Source organism: Microcoleus sp. FACHB-68 (genome assembly GCF_014695715.1).
In the GTDB taxonomy this organism is placed as follows: Bacteria; Cyanobacteriota; Cyanobacteriia; order Cyanobacteriales; family Oscillatoriaceae; genus FACHB-68.
Genome location: NZ_JACJOT010000006.1, coordinates 248488 through 274396, shown reverse-complemented (window position 1 = coordinate 274396; position 25909 = coordinate 248488). Strand labels below are relative to the sequence as shown.

18 protein-coding genes are annotated in these 25909 nt (G+C 46.2%); 14 read left to right on the top strand and 4 right to left on the bottom strand.

The features are described from left to right. The first annotated feature begins 156 nt into the window (after nt 1–156). The 3 genes from H6F73_RS05775 to H6F73_RS05765 all read left to right on the top strand — a co-directional run bounded on the left by H6F73_RS05775 (nt 157) and on the right by H6F73_RS05765 (nt 5945). The gene (locus H6F73_RS05775) at nt 157–2007 is read left to right on the top strand and encodes a S8 family peptidase (RefSeq protein WP_190757843.1); all 1851 of its coding nucleotides are present in this window, start codon (nt 157–159) and stop codon (nt 2005–2007) included. Beyond that, the gene (locus tag H6F73_RS05770) at nt 2004–2231 is read left to right on the top strand and encodes a hypothetical protein (protein WP_190757842.1); all 228 of its coding nucleotides are present in this window, start codon (nt 2004–2006) and stop codon (nt 2229–2231) included. The genes H6F73_RS05775 and H6F73_RS05770 overlap by 4 nt, the downstream gene beginning before the upstream one ends. A 1086-nt stretch (nt 2232–3317) precedes the next feature. Next, nucleotides 3318–5945, top strand: a complete 2628-nt coding sequence (locus H6F73_RS05765; RefSeq protein WP_190757841.1) for a CHAT domain-containing protein — start codon at nt 3318–3320, stop codon at nt 5943–5945. Between the two features lie 168 nt (nt 5946–6113). Here H6F73_RS05765 and H6F73_RS05760 read toward each other — a convergent pair whose 3' ends face one another. Beyond that, nucleotides 6114–7223 carry a D-alanine--D-alanine ligase family protein gene (locus tag H6F73_RS05760; protein WP_190757840.1) on the bottom strand — a complete coding sequence of 370 codons (1110 nt, stop codon included), beginning with the start codon at nt 7221–7223 and terminating at the stop codon, nt 6114–6116. A 386-nt stretch (nt 7224–7609) separates the two neighbouring features. Beyond that, nucleotides 7610–8959, bottom strand: coding sequence for a tRNA (N6-isopentenyl adenosine(37)-C2)-methylthiotransferase MiaB (miaB, locus tag H6F73_RS05755; protein ID WP_190757839.1), 1350 nt, complete (start codon nt 8957–8959; stop codon nt 7610–7612). A gap of 310 nt (nt 8960–9269) precedes the next feature. On the opposite strand from miaB, the gene H6F73_RS05750 reads away from it, so the two are divergent. The 5 genes from H6F73_RS05750 (at nt 9270) to H6F73_RS05730 (ending at nt 14860) form a co-directional block, all read left to right on the top strand. Further along, a complete protein-coding gene (locus tag H6F73_RS05750; RefSeq protein ID WP_190757838.1) occupies nt 9270–10046 on the top strand; it encodes a hypothetical protein in 777 nt (258 codons plus the stop codon). 337 nt (nt 10047–10383) lie between these two features. Next, the gene (locus H6F73_RS05745) at nt 10384–11295 is read left to right on the top strand and encodes a phytanoyl-CoA dioxygenase family protein (protein WP_190757837.1); all 912 of its coding nucleotides are present in this window, start codon (nt 10384–10386) and stop codon (nt 11293–11295) included. Nucleotides 11296–11431: 136 nt separating this feature from the next. After that, complete coding sequence (locus tag H6F73_RS05740) at nt 11432–12340, top strand: mechanosensitive ion channel family protein (RefSeq protein WP_190757836.1); 909 nt, start codon at nt 11432–11434, stop codon at nt 12338–12340. A gap of 518 nt (nt 12341–12858) precedes the next feature. Further along, entirely contained in the window at nt 12859–13692 is an 834-nt protein-coding gene (locus tag H6F73_RS05735; protein ID WP_190757835.1) for a photosystem II manganese-stabilizing polypeptide, read from the top strand. Between the two features lie 382 nt (nt 13693–14074). Then, nucleotides 14075–14860, top strand: coding sequence for an RNA polymerase sigma factor SigF (locus H6F73_RS05730; protein WP_190757834.1), 786 nt, complete (start codon nt 14075–14077; stop codon nt 14858–14860). Between the two features lie 111 nt (nt 14861–14971). Here the strand turns inward: H6F73_RS05730 and H6F73_RS05725 are convergent, their stop codons facing one another. Then, complete coding sequence (locus H6F73_RS05725) at nt 14972–15463, bottom strand: IS5 family transposase (RefSeq protein WP_347239476.1); 492 nt, start codon at nt 15461–15463, stop codon at nt 14972–14974. A gap of 548 nt (nt 15464–16011) precedes the next feature. After that, nucleotides 16012–19053, bottom strand: a complete 3042-nt coding sequence (locus H6F73_RS26890) for a DUF4347 domain-containing protein (RefSeq protein ID WP_190757833.1) — start codon at nt 19051–19053, stop codon at nt 16012–16014. A 298-nt stretch (nt 19054–19351) separates the two neighbouring features. Between H6F73_RS26890 and H6F73_RS25925 the strand changes: the two genes are divergently transcribed. The 6 genes from H6F73_RS25925 to H6F73_RS05695 all read left to right on the top strand — a co-directional run bounded on the left by H6F73_RS25925 (nt 19352) and on the right by H6F73_RS05695 (nt 25872). After that, a complete protein-coding gene (locus H6F73_RS25925; RefSeq protein WP_199330437.1) occupies nt 19352–19588 on the top strand; it encodes a transposase family protein in 237 nt (78 codons plus the stop codon). A 26-nt stretch (nt 19589–19614) separates the two neighbouring features. After that, entirely contained in the window at nt 19615–19884 is a 270-nt protein-coding gene (locus tag H6F73_RS25920) for a transposase family protein (RefSeq protein WP_199330436.1), read from the top strand. Between the two features lie 258 nt (nt 19885–20142). Then, nucleotides 20143–21063: a hypothetical protein gene (locus H6F73_RS05710; RefSeq protein ID WP_190757832.1), complete on the top strand. Its 921-nt coding sequence runs from the start codon at nt 20143–20145 to the stop codon at nt 21061–21063. 208 nt (nt 21064–21271) lie between these two features. Next, nucleotides 21272–22195: a DUF1822 family protein gene (locus H6F73_RS05705; RefSeq protein WP_190757831.1), complete on the top strand. Its 924-nt coding sequence runs from the start codon at nt 21272–21274 to the stop codon at nt 22193–22195. Between the two features lie 17 nt (nt 22196–22212). Next, nucleotides 22213–25140, top strand: coding sequence for a CHASE2 domain-containing protein (locus H6F73_RS05700; RefSeq protein ID WP_190757830.1), 2928 nt, complete (start codon nt 22213–22215; stop codon nt 25138–25140). A 9-nt stretch (nt 25141–25149) separates the two neighbouring features. Continuing rightward, entirely contained in the window at nt 25150–25872 is a 723-nt protein-coding gene (locus H6F73_RS05695; protein WP_190757829.1) for a DUF928 domain-containing protein, read from the top strand. Nucleotides 25873–25909: the final 37 nt, after the last annotated feature.

Genomic DNA, 25909 nt, shown 5'->3' with positions numbered 1-25909 from the left:
GAAGCCTTGCCCCTACCGTTCTTGTTGGCGAAGCCTTGACCCATGCCCCATTTCCCATCATTGACAAACTGTAACCATCCCGCAATATCCCCTGCCAAAGAGATAAGCTTGAGTTATCTTAGTCAGCAGACCGGCGCTTAAATTAGAGGGTTTTCTATGAGAAAATTTTTCCTTCTGTGCCTATTTGTAATCGGGATAGGCTGGGCCTTATTTAACTTCAAGGGTTTAGCTACCCAAGGTACATTTGATAGCATTGTGCTGGATTTCCGCGAAGATATCCCAGCCGCTCAGATAGATAGCCAACTGGAGACAATTTCGCAAAAGTATAACGCTGCACCCCGCCTGAATAGCGAATATTCAGCCGCAGACAATGTTTACATTATTAAGGGCGACCGGCAATTACTGAAAACCCTGAGAAAGTCTGAACTGGCTAAGTCTACAGAATTTATTGAGCCGAATTATGTCTACGGGCTGCCAGAACAGACGAATGTTGCCTCATGGGTAGCCGGCGCAAACAACCGTCCTGGTGAGGCATACCCCACCTTAAAAGGGCCAAACGACCCCTTCTATAGCAAGCAGTGGAATCTCCGCAGCATTAACATGGAACGGGCGTGGGAGGAAAGTAAAGGCAGTGGCGTCACCGTTGCCGTGATTGACACCGGCATCAGCGCCGTCCCGGATTTGGCAGATACCAAATTCGTTCCTGGCTACGACTTCGTCAACGATAAAGTCGCAGCAGACGATGATAACGGCCACGGAACCCACGTTGCCGGCACCATCGCCCAATCCACCAATAACAGCTTTGGCGTCGCCGGCATCGCTTACGAAGCCAGCCTCATGCCGCTGAAAGTCCTTAGTGGCGGCGGTGGCGGCACCATCAGCGATATTGCCGAAGCAATTAAATTTGCCGCCGACAACGGCGCAGACGTGATCAACATGAGCTTGGGTGGCCCTGGTGAGAGCCAATTGCTGCAAGAAGCCATCGACTACGCCCACCAAAAAGGCGTGGTTATCGTTGCAGCCGCCGGCAACTCAGGCGATAACTCAGCCGGCTATCCTGCCCGTTATCCCAACGTGATTGGCGTCGCCGCCCTTGATGCCACCGGCAATAAAGCCTTTTACTCGAATTTTGGAGCAGGCGTAGATATCTCCGCCCCCGGTGGAGATACCAAAGAAGGTGAACTTGGTGGGATTCTGCAAAACACCATCGATCCGCAAAGCGGCGCACCCATCTTTGCGGCATATCAAGGCACCAGCATGGCATCTCCGCACGTTGCCGGTGTTGCCGCATTAGTCAAAGCGATTGGGGTTGAAGATCCCAGTGAAATCACAAACGTCCTGCTGCAATCAGCGCGGGTTGTCCAAGAAGATCCCCTCAACCATTTTGGTGCCGGTCAATTAGATGCTGCCAGTGCGGTTCAGCTAGCGACTCAGGGGCAAATCACCTTCCGCGACTTCTTCCGCTGGCTGCGTGATAATGGTTATCTCAACCCTCGCTTCTGGTTGGATGGCGGTGCTGTGGCGCTGTTGCCCAAGGTGGCGATGGTATTGGGTTCCTACTTGTTAGCTTGGTTTTTACGCAGTTACTTCCCCTTCAGCTGGAGTTGGAGTCTGGGAAGCGGGCTAGTTGCCGGCAGTTCTGGGCTATTCTTCCTGCGCGGTTTGTACATCTTTGACCTGCCGCAGTGGCCATTCCGGGTGATGGGCAGTTCGCTTCCGGAACTAGGAAGTGCCGTTCAAGGCAGCAGTATGCTGAATCCCATTTTTGCCAGTGTGCTGATTCCAGCGGTTCTCGTGGTGCTGTTGCTGGGTCATCCCCAGTGGAAATGGCTGGCAATTGGTACGACACTTGGGGTGGCGAGTTGTTTAGCCGTGAGTGCGGTGGTTTCACCGGCAGTTTGGGGATTGGGTGCCGGTGTTGGTGCCCGCAGTTTCCTAATTGTTAATGCTTTACTTTGCTACGGACTCGCCCGTTTAGCCGTTAAAACAGAAGGAGCAACAACATGAGCCTAACCGTAGAAGGTACAGTTGAACGCAAGGGCATGGGTCCAGGTGCCTGGGCGCTGGTGACGGAAAAAGGCGATTCCTACGAAATCCACCAAGGCGCACCTAACGATCTGCTAAAAGCTGGGCAAAAAGTTAAAGTCAAGGGTAAGGTGAGAGAAGACGTGATGACTTTGGCGATGATTGGCCCGGTGCTAGAGGTAAGCAGCTTTGAAGTGATGAATTAGCGGCTGACTCGATAAGCAGTAGAGGCGCATTAACCCGCGTCTCTACAATCGCTAATTGTGTTTAAGCTGAAAGCCGGTAAAAAAAATCCCCGGACTCGATTAGCCGGGGACGTTCATCAGGGTGCATCTACCAATCTAATGTTCTTCAGTTTGTGCCAATCATCAGGATAAATTGAAGCAACCGGGTTGCTAAATCTACTAAATTCTTTACAGCCGCTGACTTTTTTAAACAGGGAATCTTCTAATTCGTTGGGGAATGCAAGTCGGGTGTAGCAATGGGAATCAACTTGCCAACGAAGTTTTAAATCTCGTTTTTGCTGCTAGATATAACGAGTTTGCTCAACCAAAAAACAGTTAATAAGGTCGTTGTTTTGAGTTTATAAATCTGGGAAAGTACATCTGCCGAGCAAATTGATTTGGCTGTGTTGATTAATAAAAAAAAATCCCAACCTTGATGAGGCTGGGAAAGTTTATCAGGGTGCATCTACCAATTCATTGTTCTTGGGTTTGATAGAGACATCCGGAAAATCTTTAGCGGCACGAACGCAATATCTGAAAACAACAGGGCTGCCGGTAACAACTTGAATCTGAGGATTGAAACAATTTTGATCGCTTGGAGGTAAAATTGTTAAGGCAGAGTTGGGAAATTTCTTTAAACAAAAAAGCCCCAGCTTTGTATGGCCGAGGCTATTAATCAGGGTGCATCTATTGTACTGTTCTGAGGTTAGCCATAGCGATCCGGATAAAACTGAGGCGTATTAGTAATAGCTGAAAAGTTGAGCCTAAGCGGTAACTTTTTTGCTTGGCAGATAGTCTCATCAGTTAGTTCCGGCATGGCCATTGCTAGAACAAGCGCCTTAACATTTTTGGGATTTGTTAAGCGTTTGGGGTGGCTGTGGCTGAAGCTACGAATGCTAAGTTACCTTCTATGAAGGAACGAGCATATTGAGCGTAAAGGCCAACAGAACAGTTGAAGGTTAAAGTTAAAACACGTTAAAACTCTCACTGGAGTGTCAAATACGTGCGATGTTTCAACTTTAATCTTCAGCCCATGATTGAGGACTGGAGCAGGAGTACACTGACGCTGTGACTCAGGAATTAGAATTTCATATTTCTGTTACCCCAGTAGGGGGAAATGAATATCTGGTGCGGACAGAACGGGTAATCCCTGGCGTGCCCTTAGCTGAAGAGCAGGTCACTTGGCCGGTGGACGAGTGGTTGGCCCAAGCTCGTCACTTGATGAATGACCCATTGCTAGGTTTGTTGCAGGAAAATGCAACCCTGGCAAATGGAGAGGCACTGGCAAACATTCAGGGAACCAAAACACCGAAAAAACGCGAACAAAGTTACTATCCTGGACAACAGGAAGATTTAGAAGCAGATCCGGGTGAGGCGGCACGAGCGGTTAACTTAGTGGCCCTAGGCCGGCACCTGTACAATTACTTATTTCAAGGCACCTTGCGCGACAGCTGGATGACGGCTCAAGGGATTGCTCAGCACCGGCGAGAAGTGCTGCGCTTGCGCTTGGGACTTAAAGGCAACACCCTTCCCCGTCTTCCTTGGGAAGTGCTTCATGCCGGCAACCGCCCAATTGCCACCGGCACGGATGTGGTCTTTTCCCGCTATCAACCCCCGATTAAAGGGGTAAGCCAGCCTCCCCTAGAGGGACACGACAAAGAGCGCAATGCCACGACTTTAAAAATTTTAATGGTGCTCGCCGCCCCCACAGACCAACAAAGTCTGGAACTCAAGCGGGAAGCGGATCATTTAAAAAAAGAACTGCAAAGTCGCTCGTTCTCAAGTGCTGCCGGCCCGGCGATGCAACTGACGATCCTGGATCAGCCGGATCGCGCTTCCCTGACACAAGCGCTCGAACAAAGCAAATATCAGGTGTTTCACTATGCCGGCCACAGTAATTTAGGCGCTTCAGGGGGCGAACTGTATCTCGTCAGCCGCACCACCGGCTTAACTGAAACCTTAAACGGTTATGATTTAGCCGGATTGCTGGCCAACAATGGCATCCAGTTGGCCGTGTTCAATTCCTGCCGAGGTGCCCACGCTGCCACCTCACACCCAACAGACGACACCGGAGAGCGCAACCTAGCAGAAGCCCTCGTCAAGCGCGGAATACCTGCTGTGCTGGCAATGGCGGAACGGATTCCCGATGATGTCGCCCTAACCCTAGCAAGGCTGTTTTACCGTAACCTTTCCTCTGGCTTTGCAGTGGATTTGAGCCTGAGTCGGGCACGGCAGGGACTGATTTCGGCTTACGGGTCTAACCAGCTTTACTGGGCTTTACCCATTTTGTATCTGCATCATGAATTTGATGGGTATTTATCTTCTCGCTATCATGTAAACAGCTCTTTGTCAATGCCTGATGAGGATCTGAGTTTACCGGCAGCTCGGCAGGCAAGATCGCCGATCCCCTTCAATCCACAGGATGCAGATGATTTCGACTTGTATGGCGACTATGACGATGCAGAGGTCGAAGATACCTTTGATGACCTGGGATACGAGGATTACGGCGATGAAGACGTTTCAGCCGACGAGTTAGGCTATGACGATTTGCCTGATGAAGAAGAAGCTTCAGCGTTCGTGGCTGAGTTATTTCGCAAGCTAGATATCTCAGATTCAGCCACAGCAGAACGGCAGATTCCGCCAAATGACGAGGAAGACTTCCGAGAAAGCTACCAATCGGCACCCGTGTCGAAAAAGCGGCAATTGCCGGCAACCCCTATCAACGACCGGCAGCGTCAGCCGGAACCGCAAAATCAGCGGCAGCCAGAGACAGAGAACTCTCCTCAGGCTCAAGTCAGCGTTCCCAAATCACCCTTTAGGCTGCATAACTCAATCTCAAAGCTAGCGATCGGCTTTGTGGGTATTAGCTTGCTGACGCTTGTGGGTTTATGGTCTTTTCGAGATCAAATTTTTCAGTCCAAACAGCCGGTGGCAGACTTCGCGCCGGCAACCATTTCACCGCCACCCACTGAGAATTTGAATCCTAGCGAACTGAAGAAAGCCAGCACCCCGCAAGTCGTTGCGAATGCAGTTGAACAGTTCAATAAGGGCAACTTGGTAGAGGGACAGCAAGCTGTCGAAGCACTGTTAGATCGGGGCGCACTACCACAGGCAAAGGCTGCTCTCGCCGCACTGCCGAATAAACAACAGGATGAACCGAGGATTAACTTTCTTTACGGCAGGTTGATCTGGCAGTTTGTCCAAGCCGGCAACAAAGATTACAGCATTGATGATGCGCGTCGGCGCTGGGAAGCCTCTGTGAGACAGCAACCCAACTCCTCACTTTCCCAAACTGCTTTGGGCTTTGCCTACTACGCGGAAGGCAATTTGAATCGAGCCGGCCAAAGTTGGGGACAGGTTTTGAAATTGCAACAAGCAAATTCAGGGACGGCGACTAAACTGGTAGCCGGTGGCAACCCACAAGGGGCAACCACCACCCCAACCCCGGATTCATCCGCGAGTCGCGATAGTCTCACTGCTTATGCCGGTTCAGCCTTGATCCTGATGAAATCGGCCAAAAACCTGCCCCCACAGCAACGCGGGACGGTATTGAGCAAAGCGATCAAAACCCGAAACTATGTCATGTCTCAAGATCCGGTGAACTTTCAACAAGACGCCCTTGCTAAGAACTGGATGTGGTCAGAAGCTGCAATTAAGGACTGGCAAGCGCTTTTGCAATTGAAGGAGGAAGATTGAGTGCTGAGTCCTGAGTCCTGAGTCCTGAGTGGGAGAAGAGGAGAAAGGGAGAGTGGGAGAAGGGGAGTGCTAAGTCCTGAGTCCTGAGTGGGAGAGTGGGAGAAAGAGAGAGGGGAAAGAAATACATCCCCTCTATACCCCATGCCCAATGCCCAATCCCCCATTCCCCTATCTAGTTTCTAGCGCCAGTTGGATCAGTCGTTCGACTAATTCTGGAAACGGGATGCCGGTAGCTGCCCAAAGTTGGGGGTACATACTGGTGGCGGTAAACCCTGGCATCGTATTGATTTCGTTAATTAATACTTCGCCAGTGGATTCAACATAGAAGAAATCCACCCGTGCCAAACCGGCACCATCGACGGCCAAAAATGCTTGAATGGCCATTTCTTGAATTTGTTGGGTGACTGCCTCTGGCAGGGATGTGGGAATTGCTAAACCGGCAACTCCCTCGGTATATTTGGTTTCGTAATCATAGAAATCACTTTGATAAGTAATCTCGCCCACAACAGATGCTTTCGGGTGATCATTTCCCAATACCGCGCATTCCACTTCTCTTGCGACAACACCGGCTTCGACAATGATCCGCCGATCATAGCTTGCGGCACTATCCAAAGCCGCTTCTAACTGTTCGCGGGAACGCACTTTAGAAATACCTACAGAGGAGCCTAAATTTGCCGGTTTGACAAAACAAGGATAACCGAGGTTTTGCTCAATTTCATCGCAAAGTTTGGGAAAAACGCAAGGATTAGAGAAGATTTGCGAACGGTTAATTGCCATATATTTTACCTGGGGCAAGCCGGCATGACCAAACGCCATTTTCATGGCAATTTTATCCATCCCCATTGCCGAACCTAAAACCCCAGATCCCACAAACGGGACTTGCATTAATTTCAGCAATCCTTGCACCGTACCATCTTCACCATTGGGGCCGTGCAAAATTGGAAACCAAACGTCCACATCCGCCACTTGCGGCGGAGATTGCCAACGGTTGAGCTGTTGGGAAGTGCTAGGAATCAAGTCCTGGGAGTCGGCTGCTGGAAGTGGCAGGGGAGAATTTTGGGTTTCTAATTCTAGGGGTTTTCCCGCCGTTAAAACTTGTTGCGCCACATCGCCGGCGTGCCAAATCCCATCTTTTTGGATATAAACCGGCAGCAATTCATACTTGCCGGTGTTTTGCTCATCGCTTAAGGCGCGGGCAATTGCTCGTGCTGAACTAATCGAAACTTCATGTTCTCCAGAGCGTCCACCAAATAACAGTCCGACTCGCAATTTTGTCATTTGTTAATTATCCTTTGTCCTTTGTCTTTTGCTTATGAGTAATCGGTAACAATGATGGGTGATTAGTTGCTCATCCTAATGACTTATTACCATTCCTCATTACCAATTACAGGGCTAAATTTCGCAGATAAACTTTGATATCTTCAAGCTTGCGGGTTCTGTTCGCCGGCACTCACTCCCACTGCCCCTCAGGGAGATAAGCTGGGACAAATCCATTCACCCCAGAAGGTGATTCAGGATTGTACAAGAGTTTGTGAATCAATTCAACTGGCTCACGGATCGTCACCATTTTGCCCAGAATGACTCCAGATTGATTAGCAAAATAGGGCTGTAAGCACGCTGGTAACGCGCCTACAGCCCTATTTGCACAAATGGGTTTCCCTGCTTCAATTGCCTAAATCAAGTTCACCCGTCAAACTAAACGCACGAAATTCGGTAATTTTGACTTTCACCAACTGACCTTTCAATTCAGCAATATTGCCAGGGAAGAATGTGAGCCGGTTGCCGCTTGTGCGTCCCATCAATTGGCTGGGATCTTTGGTGTTTTGCTCCTCCACCAACACTTCCTCAACGCGCCCTAAATAACGTTCAGATCGTTCACCGGCTTTGATAGAAACCAGGTGATTTAGACGTTGTAAGCGATCGGCTTTTACTTCTTCACTGAGCTGATTATCCCACAAGGCAGCCGGTGTACCTGGACGCGGCGAATAGGCAGCCGTATTCACCAAATCAAACCCAATATCTTCCACCAGTTTGAGTGTTTTTTCAAACTGTGCTTCTGTTTCTCCTGGGAAGCCAACAATCGCATCCGCAGTGATAGAAGCATCAGGCATATATTGACGGATTGTGTCGATGATTCGGCGGTATTTCTCGTGGGTGTAACCCCGCGACATTGCCTTGAGGATGTCATTATCTCCTGACTGGAAAGGAATGTGGAAATGTTCGCACACTTTTGGCAACTCAGAACAGGCGCGGATCAGGCGTTCTGTAAAATAGCGGGGATGGCTGGTGGCAAAGCGGATGCGTTCAATTCCTGGCACATCTTGAACGTAATGCAGTAAATCTGTGAGGGTGTGCTGATGCCGGCCTTCTGCGGTTGTGCCTGGTAAATCGCGTCCGTAAGCATCAATATTTTGACCGAGCAGTGTCACTTCTTTATAACCCTGCCGGCCTAATTCTTCCATCTCCGCACGAATTGCTTCCGGTGTGCGCGATTGCTCAACGCCCCGCACATTTGGAACGACACAGTAGGTGCAGCGTTCGTTACAGCCGTAAATCACATTCACCCACGCGGTAACATTACTGTCGCGGCGCGGTTTGGTGATGTCTTCCATGATGTGAACCGGCTCAACTGCCGCCACCTGATTGCCGGCGAACACTTGTTCGAGTAAGTCTCCCAGCCGGTTGGCGTGTTGGGGTCCCATCACCAAGTCAAGTTCTGGCACTCTTCGCAGCAGCGCTTCCCCTTCTTGCTGAGCAACGCAGCCGGCGACGACGAGGGTGAGGTTTGGCTGCTGGCGCTTGCGGTGAGCTTGTCTGCCTAAATAGGAATAAACTTTTTGCTCGGCGTTATCCCGAATTGTACAGGTATTGTATAGAATCAAATCTGCATCGTTGGGGTCTTCTGACCACGCAAAGCCCATATCTTCAAGGATGCCAGCCATGCGCTCGGAGTCGGCTTTGTTCATTTGGCAGCCGAAGGTTGTGATGTGATACCGGCGGGGAAGGGTAGTCATGGAAAGCGGGGATAATCTGTAAGGAGTTTGGCGCTAAAAGACTGTAAGCGCGGCTATAGAGGGGGAAATCTGTTTCCTAGCACACAAACTAAATTATAGATTTTATTACTGCTAGAATGCGCTTTGTGTTAGGGAAAGACTTTTATTGTGTCATTTCCATCTGTTTTTGTCCGCGAGGGTAATTGTCTTGGGTATTTTTAGAGTCCAATTTCCCAATTGCCCCGCCCTTGACATTTCTTAACAAAACTGCTACTCTAGCTTTCTTGAAAATACAAAGCTTTATTTAAGGCAAAGGAATTAAAAGCTAAAAATGCGTAAACAATTGACTTTGGCCTCAGCCTCTATTGTTTTAAGCAGTTTAATAATTTTATTAAATGGTTGTGCAGACAAATCACAACCGGCAGCCGAATCTTTACCGACAGTCGAACCTACATCAATTGCTAAGTCTGAATCGTTGCCGGCTGCCACATCCGCTGAACCTTTGCCGGCAGTCACATCTTCACCATCTGCCGAATCTTCTCCAAGTGCCGAATCTTCTCCATCTGCCGAAGTTTCTCCAGGTGCTGAAGATTCACTATCTGCCGAATCTTCTCCAAGTGCGGAATCTTCTCCAAGTGCGGAATCTTCTCCAAGCGCGGAATCTTCTTCATCCGCTGAATCTTCCCCATCTGCCGAATCCGCTGCCGGCGCAGAATTAGCAGTAGAAGCCGCAATTTTAGCCAAGCAAGATGAAAGCACCGGCAAGTTAGAACCGATTGAAAACGGAGTTTTCCAAAAAGGCGATCAAGTCAATCTGGTTTTAGTGAATGTTGGTAAATTTGAAAAAGGCGATGACGGGAAAAACCGTTTTGATCTAGATATTCAAGTCAAAGATTCTCAAGGAGAAGTGATCGGAGCACAAGAAAGTGTCTTGGGTGATCAAGGACATATCGCTTTACCCAATGATATCGCTAAGTCTCCGGTAGGTTTTGTTGACGCAACAACCACTGAAAAATTAGACCCAGGTGAGTATACGATAGAAATAACAGTTCGTGACAAAATTGGCGGAGATAGCGTCAGCAGAAGTAAAACTTTTACTCTCCAGTAAGAAGCAAAGCCTTGAAATTATAGAAATTGTAAAATCTTATCCATCATTGTCCCAAAACTTTGAGGATAAAATTTCAATGCTAATGAGCTTGCCGATAGTTATCCCAAATTCAACCTGAGTGTTTATCCCTCAAGTTGAGTTTCTGTCTACAATAACAACAGTAGAGGGAGAAAAAACTTCCGTGAGTTCAGTCTGTGGATATAAAATATCTGAAACTGGCTGGAGTAAAAATTGTGGTTGAAACACACTCATTAAAAGCCCCTCACTCTGAAATTACAGGAATAAATTGATAGGGGCAGCCAGTTATCCAAAATAACCAATCGTTTAGAGAATGTCAATGTTAACGCGGGAACAGCAACAATTTTGGGATGAAAACGGCTATCTAGTTTTACCGGCATTCTTTTCCCATGCCGAGGTAGATCGAGTCAATCAACTTCACAAACGCCTGTGGAAAGAATCTCCCAATAACGTTGTAGTAGATGATATAGATACTAATCGCCGGTGTTACATGAGCGCTCTTTCTAAAAAAGAAAAGAAGCACCGCTGCAAAGTCAATGACCTTTATTTAAATTATGAGGAAGTCCGCAGCCTCAGCTTAAATGAGCAATTAGTAGAAATTTTAGACGGACTTTTACCCGATGCGCCGGTGTTATGTAACAGCTTAAGCTTGGATTATGGCACCCAGCAATTTCTTCATGTTGATTCGCTTTACATGACACCGCTGAGTGATTGTCATCTCACGGCAACGTGGATTGCTTTAGAAGATTGCCATCCCGATGCGGGTCCCTTATGCTATGTTCCAGGCAGCCATAAAATCCCGATTTATCGATTTTCCACCGGCAGCGCCCATGTTGTCAATGAAGAATTTTCCTCTTGGCAAGAATACGTGCAGAATAAGATCAAGGAATGGGGTTTAAAAGAAGAAATCTTCCTGCCCAAAAAAGGAGATGTTTTTATTTGGCACTCTCAACTTTTGCATGGTGGAACGGCAATTAATAATCCCAAATTAACTCGAAAAAGCATAGTTAGCCATTACTTCACCAAATCAGATTGTGCAGTCTTGGGTTCTAAATTAGTGCCGGCAGGGATGGGCTATTGGATGGATAAGCCACCGCTACAAATCCCAGACGACAATGGCAGTAACATCCAGCAGCCGGTTAAAAAAATGTCACGGGTAGAACACGTTTTGAGAACAACGCTGCATTATTACAGGCTTTGGAAGAGAGATGTTTTAAATTTCCCGCAATAGCGAAATCCTCAGCTATGGGATATGGGAAACGTGAAAAAATTTCCCCCCCACTCTCCCATAGCGGGAGTGTCACACCTGCCAAATTGCAGCCGGCAGCTAGAATGGTACAGATGCTGCCAATAAATACGCTCTCACCATGACGGATCTGCTTAGACAAATTAATAAGAGCTTATTAGAGCTGTTTGGTCAATCAATAAAGATATTGCCGGGATTATTAGTGGCGCTGATTATCCTCTTAATCACCCGCTACGCCGCCAATTTCACTAAGCGCATTGTCTCAGCAACGGTTCATCGTGCGATTAAAAGCCCTTCGTTGCGGTTGCTGCTGATTCAAGTCAGTTATGTTACTACCTGGGTTGTCGGTATCCTTGTTGCCTGTGTCGTTGCATTTCCATCCTTGCGCCTCGGCGACATCATCGGCTTATTGGGTTTGAGTTCCGTTGCCTTTGGTTTCGCCTTCCAAGATATCTTCAAAAACTTTTTAGCCGGCATCCTCCTGCTGTTACAAGAACCTTTTAAGATAGGCGATCAAATCATTGTCGAAGGCTTTGAAGGCACAGTCGAAGAAATTTCCATTCGTTCCACCCAGATTCGCACCTATCAAGGAGAACGAGTAGTTGTACCTAACGCATCTGTATTTACAAATTCGGTACAGGTACTCACCGCATTCCCCCACCGCAGAACTGACTTAGCCATCGGATTAGACTACAATACCCCACTCCCCCAAGCCGTTGAAACCCTCTTGTCAACCGTCAAAGAAGTTGAAGGTGTCTTATCAAAACCCCCTGTAGAAATCGATATCGTTGCTTTTGGTGAGAGTTCGATTGACTTTATGGTGCGCTACTGGACATTTCCCGAAAAAGCTCAAGTGCGGCGCACCCAAACCCATGTGATCATCGCCCTCAAAGACGCCTGTGATCGGGCTGAATTTAACATCCCTTACCCGATCCGCACGGTTTATCACTTCGATCAACAAAAATACAACGATCACTATCGGGTTGCCGGTGATGGAAATGGCAATGAGCGAACTACTGCCCGCCCGTAGAGGCGGTTGCGAGTGGTTTTTCCTCTGCCGGCACCCGTTTAGCAGGCTGGCTGAGGAACCGTTTTCAGGACTCTCAAACTCTACCTTTTAACGCTCGCTACAGTCCCTCAATTAAAGATCCGGGGATCATCGCGCACTCTATCGGTTCAGAGCGATCCTAATTTTGGTAAGATTGTCCAGATTGGCGCTCTGAGAAAGCTTACAGGCTATCGGCTTTACGGCCATTGCTTTTGAAGCCGGAAAAATTGCCGTCAAGCAATCCATCCTTTTAGATGCTGTACGTGGCCTCCTTAAAAGCAGCAATTCTCTACGCCCTCAGCGTCAGATGTAAGGCTCAAAATCACTAGGGAGGCCGACGATCCCACAGCATAGCACGGGTGTTTTTGACGGCTGATGCTCCCTTCCTCAGGGCGTCAAAGGCAGTCTGTGCTTTCGCTTAAATGACTAGAGCCTGACATGACATTGCTGCAGGAGTGATTTTTTTCATTGGAGATTGAGCTTAGAGATTGAGGTTGACCATGAGGTATTATCGTGCATTCGTCGTGGCACTCTTGGCTATTTGCCTGAGTGTATTAACTGCTTGTAGTGATGGGCCGGCAACGGCAAGTAGCGTTCCGCTCACCTACGACCAAATCAGAGGAACGGGACTGGCTAATAACTGTCCCAAACTCGAAGAAACTTCTCGCGGTTCCATTCCCATTGATTCGAGCAAGTCCTATGTTTTGACCGATCTTTGCTTACAGCCAACAACCTTTTTTGTGAAGGAAGAATCTGGCAATAAGCGGCAAGAGGCAAAATTTATTCCGGGCAAAATGCTGACTCGGTACACATCCACTCTTACCCAGATCCAAGGCAAACTGAAGCCGGCACAAGATGGTTCCCTGACCTTTGTAGAAGAGGATGGAATAGACTTTCAAGCCGTCACAGTTCAGATGCCTGGTGGCGAAAGAGTCCCTTTCTTCTTTACGGTTAAAAATCTGGTCGCGAAAAGCCAACCCGGTTTGGAAGGCATTAACACTTCCACAGACTTCCAAGGAAAATTCAGAGTCCCCTCCTATCGGAGTGCCGGCTTCCTCGATCCCAAAGGTCGCGGCGAAGCTACCGGCTACGACAATGCTGTGGCCCTTCCTGCCGGTGGGGATAACGAAGACTTACGTCAAGTCAACGTCAAACGTGCTGAAGTCGGCAAAGGCAGAATTTCCCTTCAAGTCTCTAAAGTTGACAATTACACGGGTGAAATTGCTGGAATCTTTGAAAGCGAACAGCCCTCAGATACAGATTTAGGAGCTAAAGAAGCTCTAGATGTAAGGATTCGTGGCCTGTTTTACGGTCGGGTTCAACCTGCTTCGTAAACACGCTTAGTTCCTTGGCCGCAGAGGTGAGAAGGGAACCTCTGTGGCATCTCGTTTCGGCCCAGTGCTAATGAACCAGCAGGCGTCAGCAAAATTCAATCTAGTATATATACGGTTGTAATCGACGCAATCTGGGTAATATATTAGGTTGTGGTGAATAACCCACGCAATCGAATAAGCACAGATTGCAGCCCAAACATCTTATATAAAGCTGGCAACTACAGCCAGATTATATTTATTTAAGTTTAGCTTCACAGAGAAGAGCCGGCCACAAAGCTTCTGTTTTTATTAGATGTGTCTTGTATCACAGCAGTTTCAGCCGTTTTCTATCAAACTAAATTAGATTCATCTCTTAAAGTGCTCTACCAACCCAAAATTCGGCATGGCTAACATAGTAACCAATGAACTCAAAAGCGAGAGCTTGGAACTATTACGTGAGTACCAAACTTCTCCCTCACCGCAACTCCGGAATCAGCTCGTTAAACTTAATTTTGGACTGGTCAGGAAAGAAGTGCACCACTGGCTTAACCAGTGCACAGAAAGTTATGAAGACTTGTTGCAAGTCGGCAGCATCGGATTAATTCGGGCAATAGAGCGCTTTGAGATGTCCAAAGGACACGCATTTAGTTCCTTTGCGATCCCATACATCCGAGGTGAAATTCAACATTATCTGCGCGATAAAAGCCCTTCAGTGCGAATTCCCCGGCAGTGGCTGACGCTGCAAAGTCAAGCATCTGGGGTAATGCAGAATCTACAAGTCAAGCTAAACCGGCACCCCACCGATGCGGAAGTTGCCGCAGCCCTAGAAATTTCAGTCACAGAATGGCAGGAAGTCAAGCTGGCTAATCGCAATCGTGCGCCACTCAGCTTGGATGCACCCATGCAGGATGAGGATGAAGGCTCTACTTCTCTCGCAGACCTTGTTCCAGATAACAACTATCGCAGTTTCCAACTGGCACAAGAAGACGTAATTCGCTTGCAGCAAGCCCTTTCTACCCTAGAGGAACGGACTCGCAAGATTTTAGAATTTGTCTTTCTGTATGACTTAACACAAAAAGAAACCGCAGATCGCATGGGGATCAGTGCAGTTACAGTTTCCCGTCGTGTTAAGAAAGGGCTGGACTCGCTAAAGGTGTTGATGGGTGCACCGGAAGAGGACGAGAATTAAGTTTTTAATTTGAGATGAACGATTGAGGGGCGCGATTTGCTAAAGATCGCGCCCTTTTTTAATACTCTGCTTGCTTTAAATTTTGTTAAGAGCTGATTTATAAAGAAAACCTTAAGTGACTAATCGCTTGACCATCAGACGAATCAAGGAACTATAAATCATTGCTTCGCTAATCTCTGAATACAACTCATAATCTTTACTCAAGCGTCGAAATCGATTCAGCCAACCAAAAGTACGTTCCACAATCCATCGTTTCGGTAAGCGCTCGAAAGCCTTTTGAGTTCGCTCAATCACTTCCACCCTCACATTGTCCCCACAGACCTGCTTCACGGCCTTAGCAAAATTCTGGCCCGAATACCCTTGATCTACCCAAAGCACCTCCAATCTGGACAACTTCTCTTGGGCTTCATCAAGAACCACAATCGCCCCTAATCGTTCTGAAGCATTAGCTTCGCTGATCAGCAGTCCCAGCAAAAGTCCTTGGGAATCTACGACGATATGGCGCTTACGTCCTTTAACCTTCTTGCCACCGTCATAGCCATAGACCTCCCCTTTTTTTCCGTTGTCTTCACGGATTGAGAATCTGCTATGGCAACGGTGCACTGTTCTTCTTTACCTAATTCGGAAATTTACTTCCACTGGATGTCCAAAGCCTTTGGGCTTCGGCAATAGTGGCTTCAATATCTCCCACTCCCCGTCACTCAAGTCACTGGGATACGGTTTTCTTAAAGGATTGGCAATTTTAGGTAATTGACTCATTCTCAGAGCTAAACATTCAACTGTTTCTAGCCTAAAATTTACTTTAGTCCACTCTCGGAGTTTTTTATATTTTCTTTATAAATCAGCTCTAAAGCCCACATTCCCCACCCATAACTGTCATACTCAGTCACCCAAATCCTTAAAACCCAAACTCTGCTAGTGTTACGGGCTTTTTTTATTCCCCGGAACCCTCTCTCAACAAGTCTTAATAGCTTACGCTTATTGAGAATCCGTGAAGGAGCTAAGTGCTGCAAACTGTATGGTTCCGTAGTCATACCCACTGTGCCACTTCAGGGTGCAGAATATGGGTTACAGTGGAGCAACCTATAAAAAAATTGCTCCACTGTAATTAGCCTGGAAAGGCTAAACTTGATGAATTTTCATCGCTATCTTTAAGCGATTAGCATCAAATCTTCTGGGGCTAAGGTAAAAGTGCCGGCTAACGTGGCAAATTGATCACCTGTGCCAAAGTTAGCTGCACTGCCGTTCTCGTTATAGAACAATTTACCATTGCTGCTGTTATAAACAATCAACCCTTCGCTGGTTGCAGCGTCGGCATCTGTGGTAACAGCGGCAAACTCAGAGATAACGCTAAACCCAGATCCCACCTCACTTGTGAGTTTAGCAAATGTTTGCTTGCTCAAAACGATACGATCACCGGCAGCGCCTGTGGCAAAATCGTCAATTTGATCAACGCCTACCGATGCCGCAGTAAAGGCACTGCCGGTGCTGTAGAGGAACCAATCTTGGCCGGCACTTCCCGTGAGGGTATCATTACCTGCACCGCCATCAAGGGTATCATTGCCGGCACCTCCGATCAGCGTGTCATCTCCATCTGTGCCGACAAGTGAAACATCATCAATGCTCACAGCAAAACTTGAATTCGAGGAATCACTAACAATTTTGACATCATCAAGATTCCAAGAACTGACGCTGTAAACACCATTGCTGCCGACTTGGAAACCAAAACGAACCTGAGTGTTGGCATTTTTATAAGCAGTAATATCAAACAATTGCTGATTCCAACTGCTGTCCTGAACCCCAGGATCAGCCCCACTTTGCCAAATGGGCACCCAATTGCTGCCATCAAACACCTCAACGGAGTTCTGCATATAAGGCGCATAATCGCTGTTCAACCACCGGGCAAATTCTAGAGAAATATTTCCCGCCACATTGGTGTTAACCACCGGGCTGGTTAAGTAATAGAAATCGTGGAGAGATTGAGAAGCATTGCCACCGATAACAACACCGGCTATCCCATTGTCTGCCGTCGCTGTATTGTCAACACCTGGATCTGGGTTTCCATACTGCTGTCCACTTGAGGTGGTAGCGGAACCAATTTGCCATTCACTCCCCAGCGTCCAACCGCCCGTGTTATCAGAAAAATCTTCTGTTAATAGGTTGGTGATTGAACTGGTGTCATCATTTTGGATGGTTCCGATGCCTTGACTGTTACCGATTGGAGCATTTGTAGCATTGGTGAGGTTCACAAAGAAACTTTCATCGGATTCTGTTGTTGTATCACCCTGCACAGAGACTGTAATCGTTTTGCTCGTTTCACCGGCAGCGAAAGTCAGAGTGCCATTGGTGGCGGTGTAGTCTGTGCCGGCAATTGCCGTATCATCTGCCGTTGCGTAGTCTACCGTCACAGTTTGACTACTTGCCTCAGAAAGCGTCACAGTAAACGTCGCCTCAGTGGTGCCACTGTCCCCTTCTAAAACCGAAACATCATCAATCAAAAGCGTGGGTGTAGAACCCGCAACCGTGGTGCCGGTAACAGTGTACTGACCAATGCGTCCATACAAGTCGTTGCTCTTGACGTGCAGGTAATAAGTCCCCGCAGCAACTGAGGTGTTGATGCTAGCAGAAAGGGCATCCACTGGGTTGCTGGAAGTAATAAGATTGCCATTGCTATCTCGCAATTCGGCTAGCACATCCAGATTAGGCCCAAATTCAGCCGGATTGACATTCCAACTAATACTTCCATGACCCGTGGTAAACGATAAAACATCCGTGTCAGTGGGGGCGCTAATGATGCCGGAGGCGCTGAGGGTCGTGCTACCACCTAAGATCGTCGCCAAGGCATTCGTATTGCCGTGGTCGTCGGTTCGGTAACCGATGCCGTTAATGGCTGAAGCGATGATAGCCGCATCATCCTGGTAAATGTTCGATCCTTGGCTGCTTTGTCCGTTGTGCCAGCTCGTAAGATTTTGGTAATAACTGGCACCCATAATCGGTGCCCAGCCGGTTGCCCCGGTGCCTGATCCTGAATTGTATTCATCGGTTTTGTTGCCACCGGCATCGTAGCTACTCTGATGATCCAAACCGAAGGCGTGTCCTGCTTCGTGAGAAATCGCTTCAGCCGTGTATTTCGCGAAGCCATTTCCTAAATTCTCCTCGAATACGAAAACCGGCGTGTCCCCGTTCCACTGCCAGGAATTCACATAGGCAACACCGCCGGCACCTTCTGATTCTTCAAACCAATCATCCCAAGCCCCGCCAATCGCTACGCGAATATTATTTGGCCCGTTTAAATTGCCGGGATCAACAGTGGTTACATCCACATCAAAGGGTGCGTAGTCTTCTGCAACTCGCTTCCAAATTTCTTCAATACTGGCGGTTTCTGTGGTCGAAAAAGTATTTAGATCACTATCGATACTGTAGGCAGGGGTGATAATATCCGCGTTGCCATTGAAGCTGGTATTCCATGATGTTCCAGAAGTGGTGTGTCCGTCGAAGTCCAGAAATATCTTTGCGGTGGCAGCCGGATTGCTGCTGAGTAACGGGAGGGAGGCTAGGGGGACGGTTGGCCCAATGACAGGTGCCGGTGCGAGTCGTTCTTTATTAATGAACAAGCTGCAACCGGCACAGTTACAGGTTGCCAAGTGAGTTTCCCCATTCTGTGAGGCTAATGGAGCTGCTCCTAACCAGCCAGAACGCTTATTTAAATCAAAGTCTCCCCTGTTGTGATCTGTCGCATTAGCTGTCATGCCGGCGGAAACCGCAACATCAGCACCCGTCAATAAACTCAACCTTTGCACAACAAGCTCATTGACTGCGACATTCCGCCCATACAAAAGAATATTTGCATCTGCACTTAGGGATGCGCCCCATTGTTGCAAATAAGTCATGACTTGCGGGCTTTCTAAGGCACCGACATCTAAAGTGGTGTTACCTAGCTCTAAACTGCCATCCAAGATAATGTGAAGGTTGGCAACATTCGTGCGATTTGCTAAAACTTCTGTAATTTGAGCAATTGCATCTTGTGTGGGGTCGAGGGTAAAAACTTCTGCTCCCGCTTCAGTGATTGGAATAAAATCTTGATAGTTTTCAACCGTTGAGTCAACAAAAATAAGACTGGTTGTGCTGTTCATTGCTGTCATTGTTTCTAGGTGTTCAATCGATATCGCGTAGCCGGTGGAAGCACGCCTCATCGGGAGCATTTCACCTTTGTAAAAACGGCAACTCAAATTCGCATCGACACAGATTTACACGGCGGCGCAGGTGATTAAAGTTCGTGCCGGCAGACTAAATTTGTGTCCCCGCGTTAGCAGATAGCCCTACGAGCCGAGCCTTCAGCATCCCATTGCATAGCAATTGAAAATTGCCGACTACATTGACTATTAGAGTTTTCGGGAAATAAGCGAGAATAGAGGACAGTGAAGAGATGAGACGATGCTAGACATTCAACGGGTGCTGAAACAATACTGATTACTGCGGGCACTGACTGAATTGAATCGCAAAGCGTTTGATGCACTGCTGACGACCTTTAGTCCTGTGTATGAACAAACGCGCCAGACTCAACCTCGTCAACGAGCGGTGGGTGGAGGACGGAAAGCTCGCCTGCTGAACACCCAAGAGAAGTTGTTCTTCATTTTCTTCTACTTCAAGTGTTACCCAACCTTTGACTGGGCAGACATTATTTTCGAGATGCACCGCTCTCAAGCGCATGAATTGAAGCATTTTTAGAGCGCTTTCCGAACGCCAAGCGGGTGATGATCGATGGGACAGAACGCCCCATTACACGACCTCAAGACCCTGAAGCTCAACAAGCCAACGACTCTGGCAAGAAGAAACACCATACCCGCAAACATCTTGCAGCCGTCGATGATCCCAAACGAGTGCTGATTTTGAGCAAAGCAAGAGAAGGAAAACTGCACGACAAACGCTTTCATGATCACGAAGATATAGCTGGCAGTGTTCCAGATGAAATTCCAATTGAAAATGTCCCAATGATTGTAGCCATATCAATTACTCCTAATTAGCGTTGTTGAGTTCACCGAGAAGTAGCCAGCGACGCTTGTATTTTTTGCAATCTCTTCACTACAGGCGGTGTTTCACCTGAGTCAACTGCCTCTTTCTGTCCCTTACTCAGGTGAGGGAAGGGGGTTTTATGCAAAATTCTTAAAATTAATTTTTGTAACAAAATCCGTAATGGCATATAAGTACGAATGAGTCATAATCAGCAGCAAACGCTCCTATAGCGATTAACGAGTTGCCTACCACTCACACTTTTATGGATCATGAATGAGCAACTGGAACCGCGATTTATCAATGCCGGCAGTTACAATCCTCGAACTCAGCGAACTCAGCAAGGACAAGACGCTTTAACCCAGCTGGTTGAAGAAATCTTGCGAGGGCGTACTATCTGCCGTCCACTGAGCGGTTATTCTCTCTCTGAGGTGCAGAAAGAAATTTATGAACAGCTTAGAACTCAACTTTTCTCTGATGTCTCTCAAGAAATTACTAAATATAATCTTCAACGCACGCCTCTCAAAGTTTGGGGAAATCATTTACTTCATCAAGCTTTAAAAGCGGGTTTGCAAGACGAGCAACTCAAACAATTAGCAATAGAAATTCAAAAACAGCCTTCAAATTCGGCTTTGCGCCGGCATCTGCTTGGCGAGTTAGTCGAAGCGATTCGCTTATCTGGAAAGCTTTGTCGCCCCCATCGGGAAAAGTTTTCTCCAGACTTTTACGAGCTACTTTATGAAGAAGCGGTGATTAGAACCCTAGCTTATGTCTGTAAAAATATTGACAATTACGATCCAGAACGGGGCCAAACTCAAAAATTTATGACCTGGGTTAATTTTCGCCTAGACAAATTGGTGATAGAGTGCCGACGAGAATTTAGCAATCCTATCGTTGAGGAACTTCCCTCAATTGCAGATTTAGAAAATATAGCCCAGCCGGCTTCGACTTCGTTAGTAGAAGAAACTCGTCAGTATATCGAAAGTGATCCGGGGAAAATTTTTGAAAAAAAATACATTAGAAGCAGACCCGATGCCAGTTTCAAAACTATCGCATTAGCCCGCCTTTCAGGACAAAGCTGGGAAGAAATATCGAGCAGCTTAGGTATAAAAGTATCTGTTTTGAGCGGCTTTTTTCAGCGATGTTGTAGTAAATTTCGCCCTCAATTTCAGAAAGACCTACCACCAGACTGAGTTCTATAAAATTTATGAAAACATTAGAAACCTCATCGGTGTTTATCTGTCTGTAAGTTCTGACCTTTACAGTAACTTCACAGATTACCCAACAATGTAAAGCTTTTGTAAATAACCTTAAATTTGCATAAAATTTATCCCTACTGCCAGAGTAACTCATGAAAGTCAAACCAAAACCAATGTCAACTCACAGGTAATCAGAGTGCTTATGTACCCCACCACTGAATTTTTCACTTATACCGTACCGCTAGGACTAGCGGCGCATTCTCGCGCAGAACAATTACGCCGTCGCCAATCTAATGCAGGTAAAGCCAAACAAGTTTATCTCAACAGTCTTGCTGTATGCGCTGTGCAACTGTACCTTCAATGGCATGGGTTTGAAACTGATTGGGAACACAGTGACAGCTACAATCCCGCGATGAGTACGCTAATGGATGTCGGAGATTTAATTATCCCAAATTATGGTAAGCTCGAATGCAGACCTGTGTTACCGAATGCAGGAGTTGTTAGCATTCCAGAAGAAGTTTGGTCAGATAGGATAGGCTTTGTCTGTGTGCAATTGCATGAATCTTTGCGGGAAGCAACAGTTTTAGGATTTGTTGAAGAAATAACGACTAAGGATTTACCCCTCAACGAGCTACAATCCTTGGATGAATTTATTCTGTATCTCAATCAATTGCAGCAACCGGCTTCCATTAAACAACCCACTCAGTTAAACCAATGGTTTCAAAATATTATAGAAGCCGACTGGGAAACTTTAGAAACTTTGCTGGCTTCGCCTGAACCTCAACTAGAATTTAATTTTAGGCGACGGCAAAAAGAAAGTGTTGAAAGAGGAAAGTTGTTAAAACTAGAACAAGCCGGCGAACGAATTGTTTTATTTGTCAGATTAACACATACTGACGATTCAGAAATTGATGTTTCCGTTGAAGTGCTTCCAGCCGAAAGTCAAATCGAGTTACCGCAAAACTTGCAGCTTATTATTTTAGATGAAACCGAAAAGCCGGTGATGCAAGCAGAGGCCGGAAGCAGCGAAAGTTTAGAGTTTCAGTTTAGCTGCGAACCCGGAGAGCGTTTTAGCGTCAAGCTTGTTTTAGGAAAAGCGATTGTCACTGAACTGTTTGCGATCTGAGGAAGCGAGAATCATCCATGAGTAAGTTAGTGGTTTTAGAACTAGATGGCAACTTAGAAAGTCAAGGATTCCGAGTCACTTTGGAAATAGGATCTGATGGCGAAACCTCACAATTTCCAATCAAAATTAAAGGAGGATTACCGCCTAACCCTAACCTGGCTCGTGACTTGCACTTTCACTGGCAAGAAAATTACCGAAATTTAGGGAATTATACGAGAATTAAAACCAAGAAAATTATTCATAAAGGCTCGATTAATAAACGGCTCGCTGACTGTATTGACTCAGCAAAACTCTTGAGAAATCACCTAAAAAGTTGGCTAAAAGAAGAAGGATTTCGTGAAATTGATAACAGGCTGCGAGAAGAACTCAGCCGAGATGAAACAATCCGGTTTTTAATTTGCAGCGAAGATTCAAATATCCAGAAATTACCTTGGCATAAATGGGATTTTTTTGAACGTTATCCTAAAGCAGAAGTTGCACTGAGTCCTCTAGAATCAAAATCAACCCAAAAATTCACAGGTGAGATTAAAACTAAAGCCTGTGTTAGTGTTTTAGCTATTTTAGGTCATAAAGAGGGAATTGATATTGAGAAAGATCTGCAATTATTAAAGAATTTACGCAATGTTAATTTAACGTTTTTGGTTGAACCCGAACATCAGGAAATTAACGAGCAACTTTGGGGAGAGTGTTGGGATATTATTTTTTTCGCCGGCCATAGCGAAACGCAAGGAGAAACCGGACGAATTTATATTAATCCAACGGATAGTTTAACGATTCCAGAACTTTGGTATGGGTTGCAAAAAGCAATTGAAGGCGGCTTAAAACTGGCAATTTTTAACTCTTGTGATGGGTTGGGACTGGCAAGACAACTCGGCGACTTGCATATTCCGCAAATGATTGTGATGCGGGAGTTAATTCCTGACCAAATTGCTCAAGAATTTTTAAAACATTTCTTAAAGGCATTTGCCGGCGGACAGTCGTTGTATTTAGCAGTGCGAGAAGCGCGGCAGCGTTTGCATGATGATTTTGAGCGTGAATTTCCTTGTGCAAGTTGGCTGCCGGTGATTTGTCAGCAGCCGGCTGAAATCCCGCCTACTTGGAATCAGTTATTAGGAAACTCAGAAAGTGATTTACCAAGCTTACCATCAGCTAATTTTCCTAAAATTAATCTATCTTCACCTTACTCTGTAAAAAAACAGCGCACCTTAGCAGCTATTATCTTTACAGATGCGGTTCGTTTTAGTACGCGAATGGCAACCAATGAAGAAGAAACCCTCACTTTATTGAACTGCGATCTCGCATTGATGACTGAATTGTGTAATCGCTTTGAGGGAAAAGTTCTCAAATCAACAGGTGATGGTTTGTTAATGTATTTTTCCAGCGCCACTCAAGCAACCACCTGTGCGATTGAAATTCAAACAACTCTTTTAAATACTGCCAGTTTACCGCCGGCAGAAAAGCTATTGCATCGCATTGGCATTCATTTGGGAGATGTTCTTTTCAATGATAGCAATGTTATGGGTAATGGTGTTAACATTGCGGCGCGACTGCAAGCGGAAGCAGAACCCGGTGGAATTTTAATATCTCAGACGGTTTATGAAGTCGTTAAAAATAGCTTGTCTCTGGAAGTGTCTGACTTAGGAGAACGGCAGTTAAAAAATATTCCTAATCCAATTCGGGTTTACCAGATTTTACAGAAGCAGTTAAGCCAAGACAATAATCGAAAGCGAAAATTAACCAAAATTCTATCGATAAATCAGTATAAACCTGTCTTTTTGGCTGGCATTTTTGTGACAATTTTAGTCATGGGAATGAGAGGCTTGGGGTTATTCCAAACCTTGGAACTTAAAGCGTTTGACCAATTAATGCGATTACGTCCTGACGAAGGAATAGATTCGCGTTTGCTAGTGGTTGAAGCAACTGAGAATGATATAAACCAATATGGGTTTCCGCTGCCTGATGCTACCATTGCACAGGTTATTGAGAAATTAGACGCATATCAACCCCGAATAATTGCTTTAGATATCTTTCGGAATAGTCTTCTAGAACCGGGTCACGCGCAGTTAAGCCGGCAGTTTCAATATAATAATCGGTTGATTGCGGTATGTAGTGCCGGCGAAGCAAACAATCCCAAGAAACCAGGTATTAAACCGCCACCTAAACTTCCGGAATCTCGTTTGGGTTTTACCGATGTTGTGGAGGATTTAGACGGAATTTTACGCCGACATTTAATGTTTATGCAGCCTTATCAAGATGATCCTTGTGTTACCAATTATGCGTTAAGCACAAGAGTTGCTCTGGATTATCTCGCAGCGGAAGGCATAAAACCGCAAGCTCTTTCAAGAGAAAAAGTTAAGCTTGGCAAAGTAATTTTTCAAGATTTGGAAGTAAATACAGGCGCTTATAAAAAATTAGACAATGGCGGATTTCAAATTTTACTTAATTATCGAAAAAATATATCAACAATAGTGGGAATTTCAGAAATATTGAAAAATCAAGTTGATCCTCATTTATTCAAGAATAAAATTATTTTAATTGGAGTCACAGCGCCGACTGCCGTTGATAATTTTTCCAGTCCGTATAGTGCCGGCAAAAACCACTATGAAAGAACACCAGGAGTTCTGATTCAAGCCCAAATGGTGAGCCAAATTCTTAGTGCTGTTTTGGATCAGCGACCGCTTTTAACTGTTTGGAATCAGTGGGCCGAAGCTTTCTGGATTGGGGGATGGGCGATAAGCGCAGGCGTTGCTATTTGTCAAATAAACCACCTTCGTTATCGGGTTATTGCTGTAGTAGTAACAATGGGGGTATTATGCGGAGTTTGTTTAGGTTTGTTAATCCAAGGTTTTTGGGTGCCGGTTGTTCCATCACTTGTTGCGATTCTGGCTACGTCAGGAATTATTATATGGCAAGCACGACTTTTAACCAACGATTTTAAACACTAAAATAACAAAATGAATCTCAAAAATCTGCAATATCAGTTATTAACTCTAACCTGTGCGTTTCTATGGCTACTAAGCACCCTCAGCGTTCGTTCATTAGCACAAACCTCTACTTTCAGACCTCCCAGTGATGGCGCACCAGGCAGGCGCGAAGATGCCGGCAGTCGCCCTGGTTGTCCCGCACCTACCGGCTCTTTTTCCGCTTTAATCCCGGCGACTAATTTCGGAAAAACAACCGCAGAGAATCCGACATTTTGGCTATATACTCCCTATCCATCAGGGTCAATCGAATTTATATTAGAGGATGAAATTAGTAAAGAGCAGGTTTATAAAACCACATTTCAAGCGAATAATGGGCCAGGAATCATCAATTATCGTCTTCCAGAAACAGCACCGCCGCTAGAAATCGGTAAAAAATATCGTTGGCGGTTCTTTTTCTTCTGTAATTCAGAAAATCAGGCGGATTTTCTATCTGTGAATGGGGTAATTGTGCGTGATACTTTACCACCAGAGGTTCAAAGTCAATTAGAGAAGGCTTCACCCCTAGAACGGGCTAATTTATATGGGACTAAGGGTTTTTGGTATGAGATGGTGACTGAGCTAGCCACACTGCATCGCGCTCAATCCAATAATCCTGAAATCGCCACAGCTTGGACAGATTTATTACAGCATCCAACAGTACGTTTAGAGAAAATGCTTTCAGTGCCGGTGGTTTCTTGTTGTACAGGGGATTAAAGCTCAATTCATTTTTATTCGAGCTTTTGATTTTTTT

Excerpts from the sequence above, each read along its gene's own strand:
- H6F73_RS05775 (WP_190757843.1), top strand. The coding sequence starts at position 157 with ATGAGAAAATTTTTCCTTCTGTGCCTATTTGTAATCGGGATAGGCTGG.
- H6F73_RS05770 (WP_190757842.1), top strand. The coding sequence starts at position 2,004 with ATGAGCCTAACCGTAGAAGGTACAGTTGAACGCAAGGGCATGGGTCCA.
- H6F73_RS05760 (WP_190757840.1), bottom strand. The coding sequence starts at position 7,223 with ATGACAAAATTGCGAGTCGGACTGTTATTTGGTGGACGCTCTGGAGAA.
- miaB (WP_190757839.1), bottom strand. The coding sequence starts at position 8,959 with ATGACTACCCTTCCCCGCCGGTATCACATCACAACCTTCGGCTGCCAA.
- H6F73_RS05750 (WP_190757838.1), top strand. The coding sequence starts at position 9,270 with ATGCGTAAACAATTGACTTTGGCCTCAGCCTCTATTGTTTTAAGCAGT.
- H6F73_RS05745 (WP_190757837.1), top strand. The coding sequence starts at position 10,384 with ATGTTAACGCGGGAACAGCAACAATTTTGGGATGAAAACGGCTATCTA.
- H6F73_RS05740 (WP_190757836.1), top strand. The coding sequence starts at position 11,432 with ATGACGGATCTGCTTAGACAAATTAATAAGAGCTTATTAGAGCTGTTT.
- H6F73_RS05735 (WP_190757835.1), top strand. The coding sequence starts at position 12,859 with ATGAGGTATTATCGTGCATTCGTCGTGGCACTCTTGGCTATTTGCCTG.
- H6F73_RS05730 (WP_190757834.1), top strand. The coding sequence starts at position 14,075 with ATGGCTAACATAGTAACCAATGAACTCAAAAGCGAGAGCTTGGAACTA.
- H6F73_RS26890 (WP_190757833.1), bottom strand. The coding sequence starts at position 19,053 with ATGAGGCGTGCTTCCACCGGCTACGCGATATCGATTGAACACCTAGAA.
- H6F73_RS25920 (WP_199330436.1), top strand. The coding sequence starts at position 19,615 with ATGATCGATGGGACAGAACGCCCCATTACACGACCTCAAGACCCTGAA.
- H6F73_RS05710 (WP_190757832.1), top strand. The coding sequence starts at position 20,143 with ATGAATGAGCAACTGGAACCGCGATTTATCAATGCCGGCAGTTACAAT.
- H6F73_RS05705 (WP_190757831.1), top strand. The coding sequence starts at position 21,272 with ATGTACCCCACCACTGAATTTTTCACTTATACCGTACCGCTAGGACTA.
- H6F73_RS05700 (WP_190757830.1), top strand. The coding sequence starts at position 22,213 with ATGAGTAAGTTAGTGGTTTTAGAACTAGATGGCAACTTAGAAAGTCAA.
- H6F73_RS05695 (WP_190757829.1), top strand. The coding sequence starts at position 25,150 with ATGAATCTCAAAAATCTGCAATATCAGTTATTAACTCTAACCTGTGCG.